Annotated in this window: 10 protein-coding genes and 2 tRNA genes; 6 read left to right on the forward strand and 6 right to left on the reverse strand. The window is 69.3% G+C overall.

Annotation, left to right across the window (positions count from 1 at the left end; translation table 11 throughout):
• The first annotated feature begins 144 nt into the window (after positions 1–144).
• The 4 genes from KCH87_RS10730 to KCH87_RS10745 all read left to right on the forward strand — a co-directional run bounded on the left by KCH87_RS10730 (position 145) and on the right by KCH87_RS10745 (position 5489).
• Complete coding sequence (locus tag KCH87_RS10730; protein WP_247196078.1) at positions 145–3090, forward strand: UPF0182 family protein; 2946 nt, start codon at positions 145–147, stop codon at positions 3088–3090.
• 41 nt (positions 3091–3131) lie between these two features.
• A tRNA-Met gene (locus tag KCH87_RS10735) sits at positions 3132–3205 on the forward strand.
• A 208-nt stretch (positions 3206–3413) separates the two neighbouring features.
• A complete protein-coding gene (locus tag KCH87_RS10740; protein ID WP_247196010.1) occupies positions 3414–5357 on the forward strand; it encodes a tetratricopeptide repeat protein in 1944 nt (647 codons plus the stop codon).
• A 58-nt stretch (positions 5358–5415) separates the two neighbouring features.
• Positions 5416–5489, forward strand: a tRNA-Met gene (locus KCH87_RS10745).
• Positions 5490–5544: 55 nt separating this feature from the next.
• On the opposite strand, the gene KCH87_RS10750 is transcribed toward KCH87_RS10745, so the two are convergent.
• From KCH87_RS10750 to KCH87_RS10765, 4 genes are all read right to left on the reverse strand, one after another.
• Positions 5545–6681 (reverse strand): ABC transporter substrate-binding protein, encoded by a 1137-nt coding sequence (locus KCH87_RS10750; protein WP_210585741.1) that lies wholly within the window; start codon positions 6679–6681, stop codon positions 5545–5547.
• On the reverse strand, positions 6678–7538 hold the full coding sequence (locus KCH87_RS10755; RefSeq protein WP_210585742.1) for an ABC transporter permease: 861 nt from the start codon (positions 7536–7538) through the stop codon (positions 6678–6680). Before KCH87_RS10755 ends, KCH87_RS10750 begins: the two co-directional genes overlap by 4 nt.
• A complete protein-coding gene (locus tag KCH87_RS10760) occupies positions 7535–8302 on the reverse strand; it encodes an ABC transporter ATP-binding protein (RefSeq protein WP_210585743.1) in 768 nt (255 codons plus the stop codon). Before KCH87_RS10760 ends, KCH87_RS10755 begins: the two co-directional genes overlap by 4 nt.
• A 148-nt stretch (positions 8303–8450) precedes the next feature.
• Positions 8451–8867: a Fur family transcriptional regulator gene (locus tag KCH87_RS10765; RefSeq protein ID WP_210585744.1), complete on the reverse strand. Its 417-nt coding sequence runs from the start codon at positions 8865–8867 to the stop codon at positions 8451–8453.
• Positions 8868–8981: 114 nt separating this feature from the next.
• On the opposite strand from KCH87_RS10765, the gene KCH87_RS10770 reads away from it, so the two are divergent.
• Positions 8982–10451 (forward strand): catalase, encoded by a 1470-nt coding sequence (locus tag KCH87_RS10770; RefSeq protein WP_282612933.1) that lies wholly within the window; start codon positions 8982–8984, stop codon positions 10449–10451.
• Between the two features lie 78 nt (positions 10452–10529).
• Here KCH87_RS10770 and KCH87_RS10775 read toward each other — a convergent pair whose 3' ends face one another.
• Together KCH87_RS10775 and hisN are read right to left on the reverse strand one after the other, a co-directional pair.
• Positions 10530–10922, reverse strand: coding sequence for a cyclic nucleotide-binding/CBS domain-containing protein (locus KCH87_RS10775; protein ID WP_210585746.1), 393 nt, complete (start codon positions 10920–10922; stop codon positions 10530–10532).
• Positions 10923–11038: 116 nt separating this feature from the next.
• Positions 11039–11839 (reverse strand): histidinol-phosphatase, encoded by an 801-nt coding sequence (hisN, locus tag KCH87_RS10780; RefSeq protein ID WP_210585747.1) that lies wholly within the window; start codon positions 11837–11839, stop codon positions 11039–11041.
• A 186-nt stretch (positions 11840–12025) separates the two neighbouring features.
• Here hisN and KCH87_RS10785 point away from each other — a divergent pair, with 186 nt between their 5' ends.
• Positions 12026–12634, forward strand: a complete 609-nt coding sequence (locus KCH87_RS10785; protein WP_210585748.1) for a TetR/AcrR family transcriptional regulator — start codon at positions 12026–12028, stop codon at positions 12632–12634.
• Positions 12635–12638 lie beyond the last annotated feature (4 nt).

Consider the following 12638-nt stretch of genomic DNA (forward strand, 5'->3'; position numbering starts at 1 on the left):
CCCGGCCGGAATCGGGAACCGAGTAAAGCGTGAGTAAGTTGCATAGGGGAGGGCCTACGATCACGGGGCCCTTCGGACGGCCCGTGAACTCGGGGGCCCGACAGACCAACAGCGAACTTCGAGGTGCGCACCTTGGCTTTCCAGATGCCGGACCGCGGCGGAGGCCCGACGGGGCCACGGATCAGAGTGGGCCGCCCGTCGCGGCGTGTCCGGACCCTGCTCATGACGTTGGGCGTCCTTGCCGTTCTCGGCATGGCGTTCACCATGTTCGCGGGCTTCTGGACCGACTGGCTCTGGTACCGGTCGGTGAACTACTCGTCCGTGTTCACGACCACGTTGTGGACCAAGATCGGGCTGTTCTTCGTCTTCGGTCTGTTGATGGCTCTCGCGATCGGCTTCAACATCTGGCTGGCCCACCGGCTGCGCCCGCCGCTGAGCGCCATGTCGATGGAACAGCAGAACCTCGACCGCTACCGGATGGGCATCGCGCCGTACAAGAAGTGGCTGCTGCTCGGCATCACCGCCCTGGTCGGTCTGATCGCGGGCGCGTCGGCGTCGGGTCAGTGGCGGACCTGGCTGATGTGGGTCAACGGCGTGCCCTTCAACCAGAAGGACCCGCAGTTCCACCTCGACGTGGCCTTCTACGCGTTCGACCTGCCCTGGTACCGCTTCCTGCTCGGCTTCGGCTTCGCCGCCGCGATCCTCTCGCTGATCGCCGCCGCGCTGACCCACTACCTCTACGGCGGGCTGCGCATCACCAGCCCGGGCGCGCGCGCCACCGCCGCGGCCACGGGTCATCTGTCGGTGCTCATCGGTATCTTCGTCGCGCTGAAGGCGGTCGCGTACTGGCTCGACCGGTACGGCCTCGCCGTGAAGTCCAGCGACTTCAAGGCGACCGACAGCTGGACCGGCCTGAGGTACGTCGACGCGAACGCCTATCTGCCCGCCAAGACGATCCTCTTCTGCATCGCCGTCATCTGCGCGCTGCTGTTCTTCGCCACCCTGTGGCGGCGCACCTGGCAGCTGCCCCTGATCGGCTTCGGTCTGATGGTGCTGTCGGCGATCCTCATCGGCGGCCTGTACCCGGCGATCGTCCAGAAGTTCCAGGTCCAGCCCAACGAGCAGGCCAAGGAAGCGCCGTACGTCACGAAGAACCTCGAGGCGACGCGCAAGGCGTACGGCATCGACGACGCCAAGGTCACCGACTACAGCGGCGTCAGCAAGACCGAGGACAAGACCAAGCTGCGGGACGACGTCGACGCCACGGCAAGCGTCCGCATCATGGACCCGAACGTCGTCTCGCCCACGTTCCAGCAGCTCCAGCAGATCAGGAACTACTACGCGTTCCCGACCAATCTGGACGTCGACCGCTACAGCGAGGACGGCAAGGACCAGGACACGGTCATCGGTCTGCGTGAGCTGAACCTCAACGGCATTCCGAAGAACAACTGGATCAACGACCACTTCCGCTACACCCACGGGTACGGCGTGGTCGCGGCCAAGGGCACCCAGGTCGACGCCGAGGGCCGCCCGGTGTTCACGGAGTCCGACCTGCCCTCCAAGGGAGAGCTGGGGACGTATCAGCAGCGGATCTACTACGGCGAGAAGACCAGCGAGTACTCGATCGTCGGCGGTCCCCAGAAGGAGATCGACTACTCCGACGACAGCGGCGAGAAGACGTACAGCTACGAGGCCAAGAGCGGCGTCAACCTCGCCAACCCGGTCAACCGGGCGGCGTACGCGGTGGCGTTCAGCGAGCCGCAGATCCTCTACTCCGGTGCGATCGGCGAGGGTTCGCGGATCCTGTACAACCGCACGCCCAAGGAGCGCGTCGAGGCGGTGGCCCCCTGGCTGACCATCGACGGCGACGCCTATCCGGCGGTGGTGAACGGCAAGATCCAGTGGATCGTCGACGCGTACACGACGACGAACGGCTATCCGTACGCGTCCCGTACGACGCTCGGTTCCTCGACGGCCGACTCGCTGACCGCGACCAACAACTCGCGCGCGGTGGTGGCCCAGCAGAACCAGGTCAACTACATCCGCAACTCGGTGAAGGCGACCGTCGACGCGTACACCGGCGAGGTCAAGCTCTACCAGTGGGACACCGAGGACCCGGTCCTGAAGACCTGGATGAAGGCGTTCCCGGGCACGGTGGAGTCCAAGAGCGACATCTCCAAGGACCTGATGGCCCATCTCCGGTACCCGCAGGACCTGTTCAAGGTCCAGCGTGAGCTGCTGGCCCGCTACCACGTGGAGGACGCGGACACGTTCCTCAGCGGCAGCGAGGTGTGGCAGGTGCCGGACGACCCGACCAACAAGTCGGGCAACGCGGTACCGCCGTACTACCAGAGCCTGAAGATGCCCGACCAGCAGGCGCAGGCGTTCTCGCTGACGACGACGTTCACGCCCAATGGGCGGGACAACCTCAGCGCGTTCATGTCGGTCGACGCCGAGGCAGGCACCAGTGACTACGGCAAGATCAGAGTCCTGAAACTGCCGACGAGTACGACCGTCAACGGGCCCAAACAGGTCCAGAGCCAGTTCAACTCCGAACAGGACATCGCTGAGCAGATCAGGCTATTGCAGGGCGGCGACTCCGAAGTCGAGTACGGCAATCTGCTGACGGTGCCACTGGACGGGGGACTGCTGTACGTCGAACCCGTCTACGTCCGTGGTGGCGGGCTCAAGTACCCACTGCTGCGCAAGGTGTTGGTCACCTACGGAGGTAACACGGCCTTCGAGGACACCCTCGACGAGGCCCTCAACAAGGTCTTCGGAGCGGAGGGAGCGACGACCGAGCCACCACCGGAGGACGAAGGCGGTACGACGACTCCGCCACCGACGTCCACCAACCCGACGGTCCAGGAGGCGTTGAACGACGCCCAGGAGGCCTTCGACGCCGGCCAGGAAGCCCTGAAGAAGGGTGACTGGGAGGCGTACGGCCGGGCGCAGGAGGACCTCCAGGACGCGCTCCAGCGGGCCGAGGACGCGCAGACGGAGGCCGGCAACACCGGCGGCTCCAGCCCCAGTCCCAGCAGCAGCCCGAGCGGCAGTCCGAGTCCGAGCGGGAGCCCGGACACCAGTTGATCGAGACCGTCCCGCGCCGTGATACGGTTGCCGAACAACGGCGCGGGGTGGAGCAGCTCGGTAGCTCGCTGGGCTCATAACCCAGAGGTCGCAGGTTCAAATCCTGTCCCCGCTACTGAAGACGAAGGCCCGGATCCTGAAAAGGATCCGGGCCTTCGGCGTGTGTGCGAACGCATGTGCCGACCTGTGGGATGGCCGTGCCGCTGTGGGGAGTTGAGGGATGTGTGTTTGACTTGTCGTTCTGTGGGCATGTCGACAAAACGCTGAAGTGACCTCACTGGCTGCGGTATACCAGGTGTACCCAGGTTGCAGGTGGTGCGACGATGGACGTTATGGGGGACAAGGCAACTCTGTTGGAGACAGGGCGGTTTGGGGAGCCTGCCGGCATTTCGCAGTTGACGGGCGAAATGTCCGTGCCCGAATTCCCGCGGCCTGCGACCGGACTGGCGCAGCCGGTGGGCGACTTCGAGCAGCAGGCGACCGACTTCGAGCGTCGCGTGAGCGATTTCGTTCAGTCCGCGGACCGGGACGAAACCGGTGAGGCTGCCGAGGAAGCCCGCCAGCGGCTCGCCGCCGAAGCGGGCGACGTCGAGGCGATGAGCGTCCTCGGGGCCATGCTGCTGCGCCGCGGTGATCTCGACGGAGCCGAAGCCCACCTGCGTGCCGCCACCGCCGCAGGCGACCGGGCCGCCGCCAACAACCTGGGTGTTCTCCTGCACCAGCGCGGGTACGCCGACGAGGCCGCCGGCTGGTGGCGCATCGCTGCCGTCGCCGGGTCCGCGGCCGCCGCGCATGCCCTGGGCCGTCACCACCGGGAGCGCGGCGACGAGCCCGCCTCCGAGTACTGGCTGCGCCAGTCCGCCGAACAGGGCCACGCCCTCGGCGCGTACGCGCTCGCCGATCTGCTGGAGCACCGCGGCGACGACGGAGCCGAGGCCTGGATGCGGGCCGCGGCCGAGCGGGGGCACCGGGAGGCGGCGTACCGGCTGGCGCGGGCGATCGATCGCAAGGCCGTGAGCGAGGGCGAGACCGGCTCGGACGACGGCGTCGGCGCCTCCCTCGCGGCGGAGGCCGAGCAGTGGTACCGCCAGGCCGCCGCGCGCGGACACCGGCGGGCCGCGCTGCACCTCGGGGCGATCCTGGAGAAGCGCGGTCAGCTCAAGGAGGCCGGGCGCTGGTACCTGACGTCCGCCAAGGACGGGGAGGCACGGGCCGCCTGCGCGCTCGGGTTCCTGCTGCGGGACGCGGGCGACTCCGAGAGCGCCGCCGTGTGGTGGCTGCGGGCCGCCCAGGACGGCGACGGCAACGCGGCCAACGCGCTGGGTGCGCTGCACGCCGAGCGCGGCGAGACCCAGACCGCCGAGCGGTGGTACCGGGCCGCGATGGACGCCGGAGACGTCAACGGCGCGTACAACCTCGGGCTGCTCTGCGCCGAGCAGGGACGGACCGCCCAGGCCGAGCAGTGGTACCGGCGTGCGGCGTACGCCGGACACCGCGAGGCGGCGAACGCGCTCGCGATCCTGCTGCTCCAGGGCGGCGACACGGCGGGCGCCGAGCCATGGTTCTCCAAGGCCGCGGAGGCCGGGAGCGTGGACGCGGCGTTCAACCTCGGGATCCTGTACGCCGGGCGGGGTGAGGACGCGGTCGCGCTGCGGTGCTACGAGCGTGCCGCGGCCGCCGGGCACACGGAGGCGGCGCTTCAGGTCGGGATGGCGCGGCTGCGGGAGGGGGACGAGCGGGCGGCCGAGCGGCATCTGCGGTGCGCGGCGGGCGGCGGCAGCGCCGAGGCCGCGTATCGGCTGGCGACCGTGCTGGATGCGCGGCGGCCGCCTGAGCCTGCGCATGAGCTCGGGGAGCCGGTGCGGGAGCGGACCGAGTGCGAGGAGTGGTACGAGCGGGCGGCGTCCCAGGGGCATCGGCGGGCGCAGGTGCGGGTCGGGATGCTGGCCGCCGCGCGGGGCGATGTGGTCGAGGCGGCTCGGTGGTATCGGGAGGCTGCCGAGGCCGGGTCGCGCAACGGGGCGTTCAATCTCGGGCTGCTGCTGGTCCGGGAGGGAAGTGAGCCCGAGGCGGCGGTGTGGTGGACGCGGGCCGCTGACGCGGGGCATGGGCGGGCGGCGTTGCGGCTTGCCCTTGTCTACGCGCGTCGTGGGGAGTTGGCGGAGGGGCAGCGGTGGGCGGACCGTGCGGTGACGCTCGGGCCGGCCGAGGTGTCGGAGCGGGCGGTGCGGCTGCGGGACGCTCTGCGCGAGGAGCTGTCGGCGTGAGCTGCGGTTAAGCGATTTGCCTCTGTCCGCGTCCTTGACGTAATGTTCCATTCATCGACGCGGGGTGGAGCAGCTCGGTAGCTCGCTGGGCTCATAACCCAGAGGTCGCAGGTTCAAATCCTGTCCCCGCTACTGAAGGCCTAGGGCCCGGATCATCACGATCCGGGCCCTAGGTGCGTGTTGCGCACTAGGGGCGATGGCCCACTGCCTCCTCGTACAGGGACCGGTTCACCGTCCGGGACTCCGGTAGGGGATCGCCGTCCGCGACGCCCTGGGCGCCGTACGCGGACTGGAGGCGGTCTGTTGTGCCCGCGCGGATCTCCCAGTCCATGCGGAGGGACGGAGTCGACTCAAGGATCTCCTTGTCGGCCTTCAGGAGATTCGCCAAGTATGTGACGAAGCTCGCATTCTTCTTGTAGTCGGACGCGAAGTACGAGTTCACCGTGCGGATGTACGCCCGGATCAGGGCCACGCCCGCGTCCACGTCGTCGTTCAGGAGGCTCGGGCCGTACAGCATGCCGCCCAGGGGCTCGCCGAGGGGCTGGCCGCCCAGGAAGGCGTACCCGGGCGTGCCGTCGACCTTGCGCCAGACCGGGTCGAGGAGCCAGGCGGAGTCGACGCCGCCGTTCTGGAGGGCGGTGAGGACGTCGGCGGAACCCAGTTGCTGGTACTGGATCTTGTCCAGGCCACCGCCGTGTTGCTCCAGGGCCTGCTCCATCGGGTACGCGATCACCGAGCCCTTGCCGATCATCGTGCCCAGCTTGCGGCCGGCCATGGCCACCCGGTCCGCGCTCTCGCCGTCCTTCAGCCGGACCCAGAGACCGCTCTTCGACTCGGGGTCCGGTGAGAAGTTCCCGGCGACCCACTTGATGTCGAAGCCGCCCCGCAGCCCGTTCATCACCGCCGCCTCCGGGGCCGCCCAGAGCGCGTCGATCTCGCCCTTGGCCAGCAACGGCAGCGCGTCCGGCGTCGGCAGCACCTTCAGGGTGACGTCCAGGCCCTCCCGCTTGAACTCACCCTTGTCGAGGGCGACCTGTAGCGGCGCCACGTACTCCGCGCTCAGTGTCCCCGTCGCGATCGTCAGCTTCCGTGTCTCGGACAGTCGCCGCGGGCCAGGGGCGCCCGGCTCGCAGCGCGCCGGTTGTCGCTTCGGAGACATGTCGGCAGGGTCCGTCCAGGACGTGTCCCCACAGCCCTGCACCGGGCGGATCGTGCGCGACGCCGCCTCCCGGGGTTCCGAGCGGGACGAGGAGGACGCCGAGCAGCCCGCCGACGCCAGCAGACCCGCGACGACGACCATGACACCGTACGAACGAACGCTCATGACTGCCCCCGTCCCCGGTCCCGCGGCGCCCACGGTGTGAGCAACCGGCCTACGACACGCACCAGTTCGGAGAAGAGCACTCCCAGGACGGCCACGCAGACGATGCCGACGAACATGACGTCGTTCTGGAAGAGCGCGCGGGAGTCGAAGATGAGGTGGCCGAGGCCGTTCGTGGCCGCGATCTGTTCCGACGCGACGATGACGAGGACCGCCACGCCCGCCGCGATCCGGGCGCCGACCAGGACCGCGGGGAGGGAGGCGGGCAGCAGGACGTGCCGGAACATCTGCCAGGGGGAGGCCCCGAAGACCTGGCCCGCGTCGCGGTGGCCGGAGGGGATCGACATGACCGCCGACATCGTCGAGATCCAGACGAAGAAGAAGACCGTCGCCGCCACCAGGGCCACCTGCGGTCCCTCGCCCAGGCCGAACATGTTCAGGAAGATGGGCAGCAGGGCCAGCTTCGGTACGACGTACAGGGCGTCCAGGAGCGGCTCCAGGGCCGCCCGTACCAGCGACAGGGAGCCCATCAGCAGGCCCAGGGCGTAGCCCGCCGCCGTGCCGACGGCGTAGCCCGCCAGGACGCGTTTCAGGGTCGCCCACACATCCGGCCACAGGTCGCCGGCCGCGGCCCGGTCCCAGCCGTCGGCGAGGATCGTGGACGGGGCCGGGTAGACGCGGTCGTCGATCCAGGCCTGGGTGGCGGCCAGTTGCCAGAGCAGGACCAGCAGGAGGGGGACGGCGACCGCCAGGGACAGTTCCAGGGCGCGCCGGCGGCGGTGGGTGCGTACGGGATGGAGTTCGTGCGGGCCCGGAGCGCGGACCAGGAGCGATTCCCGTTCGGGAGCGATCGTCGTCATGCCGGCACCGCCTCCTTTCGCAGCAGGTCCCACAACTCGCTCTTCAGGGTGGTGAATTCGGGGGCGGAGCGGATGTCGCCGGTGCGCGGGCGTGGGAACGGGGGGTGGCGTTCGGCGATGAGACGGCCCGGACGGGCCGACATCACCAGGACGCGGTCGCCGAGAACGATCGCCTCCTCCAGGCTGTGGGTGATGAAGAGGGTCGTCGTCCTCAGCGACTGGGTGATGCCGAGGAGTTCGTCCTGAAGGATCATGCGGAGCTGGGCGTCTAGTGCGGCGAACGGCTCGTCCATGAGGAGGAGTTCGGGTTCCACCGCGAGCGCCCGGGCGATCGCGACGCGTTGGCGCATGCCTCCGGACAGGGCCGCCGGGTAGGCGTCGGCGAAGTCGGCCAGGCCCATGCGGGTCAGCCAGGCGCCGGCGCGCGCGTTCGCCTCGCGGCGCGGGACGCGCTGGATGTCCAGGCCGAAGCGGACGTTCGCGTGGACGGTCTTCCAGTCGTAGATGCCGTAGTCCTGGAAGATCATGGCGGCCGGGCGAGGGCTGGATGTACGGATCTCCAGGCGGCCCGTGCTGGGGCGGAGCAGGCCCGCGGCGATGCGCAGCAGCGTGGACTTGCCGCAGCCCGAGGGGCCGACGAGGCAGACGAACTCGCCGGGGGCGACGGCCAGATCGAGGGGGCCGAGGGCGTGGACGGCCCGTGGGCCCCGGCCGAAGGTTCGGGTCAGGTCACTGGACTTGAGTTTCGGATACGGCTCTCCCACAGTGTCTCCTCGCGGAGTGCGGAACGGACTGGTGGGCGCCGCCGACGATATGACGACCCGTCAGATACGGGAAGGTCGTACGCAGCAGAAAACCCCCGGCACTGGATCAGTGCCGGGGGCTCGCAGCAGTACGTATTACGCCGTTGTGCTACGCCGTCGCGCAGTTGGGGCACAGTCCGCGGTACGTCACCTCGACGTCCGAGACCGTGAAGCCGAAGCGCTCCGAGTCGGGGAGGTCGGCCAGCGGGTTGCCGGTGGGGTGGACGTCCCGGATGGAGCCGCAGTGGGCGCAGACCAGGTGGTGGTGTGGCTGGTGGGCGTTCGGGTCGTAGCGTTTGGCGCGCTTGTCGGTGGCGACCTCGAGCACCTCGCCGAGGGAGACCAGCTCGCCCAGGGTGTTGTAGACGGTCGCCCGGGAGATCTCGGGCAGCTTGGTCACAGCTCGCGCGTGGACCTCGTCGGCCGTCAGGTGGACGTGTTCGCCGTCGAGGACCTCGGCCACGACGCGCCGCTGTGCGGTCATCCGCCATCCGCGGCCGCGCAGTCGTTCCAGAAGGTCGCTCATGCGCACCAGCTTAACAGCAAGGGACCAGAATCCGAATAGGTGTGAATTTGGAGCTCTACTTGATTTGGATTAAGTCTAATGTAGGATCGACCCATGGACAGTGCGGGGGCAGAACTGACGCAGGAGGCACGCGTGACGCAGGGACCGCTTACGACGGAGGCCGGTGCTCCGGTCGCCGACAACCAGAACAGTGAGACCGCGGGCCTCGGCGGCCCGGTCCTCGTCCAGGACCAGCTCCTGCTGGAGAAGCTGGCCCACTTCAACCGTGAGCGCATCCCGGAGCGTGTGGTGCACGCCCGCGGCGCCGGCGCCTACGGCACCTTCACGGTGACGGCCGATGTGACGAAGTACACGCGCGCCAAGTTCCTTTCGGAGGTGGGCAGGCAGACCGAGACCTTCCTGCGCCTCTCCACGGTCGCGGGCAACCTCGGTGCGGCCGACGCGGTGCGTGACCCCCGTGGCTGGGCGCTGAAGTTCTATACCGAGGAGGGCAATTACGACCTCGTCGGCAACAACACCCCGGTGTTCTTCATCAAGGACGCCATCAAGTTCCCGGACTTCATCCACACCCAGAAGCGCGACCCGTACACGGGCAGCCAGGAGGCGGACAACGTCTGGGACTTCTGGGGGCTCAGCCCTGAGAGCACTCATCAGGTGACCTGGCTGTTCGGCGACCGCGGCATCCCGGCGTCGTACCGCCACATGAACGGGTACGGCTCGCACACCTACCAGTGGAACAACGAGGCCGGCGAGGTCTTCTGGGTCAAGTACCACTTCAAGACCGACCAGGGGATCAGGAACCTCACGCAGGCGGAGGCGGGCCGGCTCGCCGGTGAGGACCCGGACAGCCACCAGCGCGACCTGCGCGAGTCCATCGAGCGCGGCGAGTTCCCGACGTGGACCGTGCAGGTGCAGATCATGCCGGCGGCGGACGCGGCGACGTACCGCTTCAACCCCTTCGACCTCACCAAGGTGTGGCCGCACGAGGACTACCCGCCGATCGAGATCGGCAAGCTGGAGCTCAACCGCAACCCGGAGAACGTCTTCGCGGAGGTGGAGCAGTCGATCTTCAGCCCCGCCCACTTCGTGCCGGGCATCGGCCCGTCCCCGGACAAGATGCTCCAGGGCCGCCTCTTCGCGTACGGCGACGCCCACCGCTACCGCGTCGGCATCAACGCCGACCACCTGCCGGTGAACCGCCCGCACGCCACCGAGGCGCGCACCAACTCCCGTGACGGTTTCCTGTACGACGGCCGTCACAAGGGTGCGAAGAACTACGAGCCGAACAGCTTCGCGGGCCCGTTCCAGACGGACCGCCCGCTGTGGTCCGCCACCGCGGTGACCGGCGGCACGGGCAACCACCCGGCCCCGGTGCACGCCGAGGACGACGACTTCGTACAGGCGGGCAACCTCTACCGGCTCATGTCCGAGGACGAGAAGGAGCGGCTGATCGACAACCTGGCGGGCTTTATCGCCAAGGTCTCGCGCAGCGACATCGCCGAGCGTGCGATCGACAACTTCCGTCAGGCGGACGGTGACTTCGGCAAGCGGCTGGAGGCCGCGGTCCAGGCCCTGCGCGGCTGACACACCCACCAGCACTGGATCGCTTGTCGAAGCGGGCCGGATTCCCTGAAGCCAGGGGTCCGGCCCGTTCGCGTGGGCTCAGGCCGGTACCTGCTGCCGTAGCGGTGCCCAGCAGCGGATGATGTCGCGGACCGAGACGATACCGACGGGCTCGTTGTGGTCGAGGACGATCAGGTGACGGAAACCGCCGTGTGTCATCGCATGGGCGGCCTCCTCCAGCGTCCAGGACGGGGCCGCGAACACGACATCGGTGGTGGTGTGGGCGTGGGCCGGCTCCGCGGCCTGGTCCTGGCCCAGGCCGACCGAGATCAGGATGTCGCGTTCGGTGAGGATGCCGATACCGCCGGCGTCGGGATCGAGGACGACGGCCGCGCCCACCCGGCGGGCGGACATCAGCGCGGCGGCCTGGCGAAGGGTGTGGGTCGGGCCGATGGTGAGGACCACTGTGCTCATGGCGTCACGGACGAGCATGGATGGAGCCACCTCCTGAGGGTCGCCCCCGCTTGTTCACCGTTTCACAAGTTCACAAGGGGCGGGACTCTCAGAGTGACAGGCAAAGAGGGGGTCAACAAGAGGAAGGGTGTTGGTCAGTACCGCTCGTTGAGGTAGCCCAGGAGCTCGTCGTGCAGCAGGCCGTTCGACGCGGCGGCGTTGCCGCTGTGCGGGCCCGGGCGGCCGTCGAGGCCGGTGAAGGCGCCGCCGGCCTCCGTCACGATGATCGCGTTCGCGGCCATGTCCCACAGCGACAGCTCGGGCTCGGCGCAGATGTCGACGGCGCCCTCGGCGACCAACATGTACGGCCAGAAGTCGCCGTACGCGCGCGTGCGCCAGACCTCGCGGGTCAGGTCGAGGAAGCCGCCCAGCCGGCCCTGGTCCTCCCAGCCGGTGAGCGAGGAGTACGCGAACGAGGCGTCGGTGAGGCTGGACACGCGGGAGACGCGCAGCCGGGAGGCCGAGGAGAGACTGCGGCCGGTGAAGGCGCCGTGGCTCTTCGCGGCCCACCAGCGGCGGCCGAGCGCGGGGGCGGAGACGAGGCCGACGACGGGCTCGTAGCCGCCCTCGACTGCCTCCGTCAGGGAGATGAGCGTGGCCCAGACGGGGACGCCGCGTACGTAGTTCTTGGTGCCGTCGATCGGATCGATGACCCAGCGCCGGGGGCCGGTGCCCTCGACGCCGTACTCCTCGCCGAGGACCGCGTCCCGGGGGCGGGCGCGCTGAAGCTGCCCGCGGATGAGTTCCTCCGTGGCCTTGTCCGCCTCGCTGACCGGAGTCATGTCCGGCTTCGTCTCGACCTTCAGGTCGAGGGCCTTGAAGCGGGCCATGGTCGTCGCGTCGGCGGCGTCCGCGAGGACGTGGGCGAAGCGGAGATCGTCGAGGTAGTCGGGCATGCGTGAACCGTATCTTTCGCGGTCGGGGCCGGGCTACAGGGTGAGGTGGGGGAAAGGTGTGTACAGCCACGCGATCACCCGAGTGCCGGTGACCGCCGTCGCACGCTCCTTCTGCCCTCGCGACCCCTTGACAGTGCCCCCGTGCGCGTCAAATCTGGGGCCAGAGTCGGTCGGGCTCGGGAGGCGATGATGCCTGCAGCGCGGGAATCCCTGCTGGACGCCGCTTACACGGCGCTGGCGCGGCGGCCATGGGCCGCGGTGCGGATGGTGGATGTGGCGGCGGCGGCCGGGGTGTCCCGGCAGACGCTCTACAACGAGTTCGGGAGCAAGGAAGGGCTGGCCCGGGCGCTCGTACGGAGAGAGGTCGACGCCTATCTCGCCGGTGTGGACCGGGCCCTCGCCACCCACAACGACGCCCGCGAGCGGCTCACCGCCACCGCCGAGTGGACCGCCTCGGTGGCCCGGGAGAACGCGCTCGTACGGGCCATGCTCACCGGCTGCTGGAGCGAGCGGCTGCCCTCGCCGACGCTCTCGGCCGTGCCGTCCTCCTCGGCGGTGCCGGCCCAGCGGCGGGCGGACGGGCCGCTGCCCGCACCCGGTGACTTGGTGGCCCTCGTCCGTGACCGCGCCGTGGCGTCGCTGTCCGGACCCGGCACCCGCAAGTCGGACACCGCCGACCTGGCCCGGTCCTGCGAACTGGTCGTCCGGCTGGCACTGTCCTGCGTGGCGGCCCCGCCCGGTGAGGGCGGCGTCGCGGAACTCGTACGGAGCGCGCTGTACCGGCAGTTGGTGTGAAACG

It is taken from the genome of Streptomyces sp. GESEQ-35 (genome assembly GCF_017948485.1).
GTDB lineage: Bacteria > Actinomycetota > Actinomycetes > Streptomycetales > Streptomycetaceae > Streptomyces.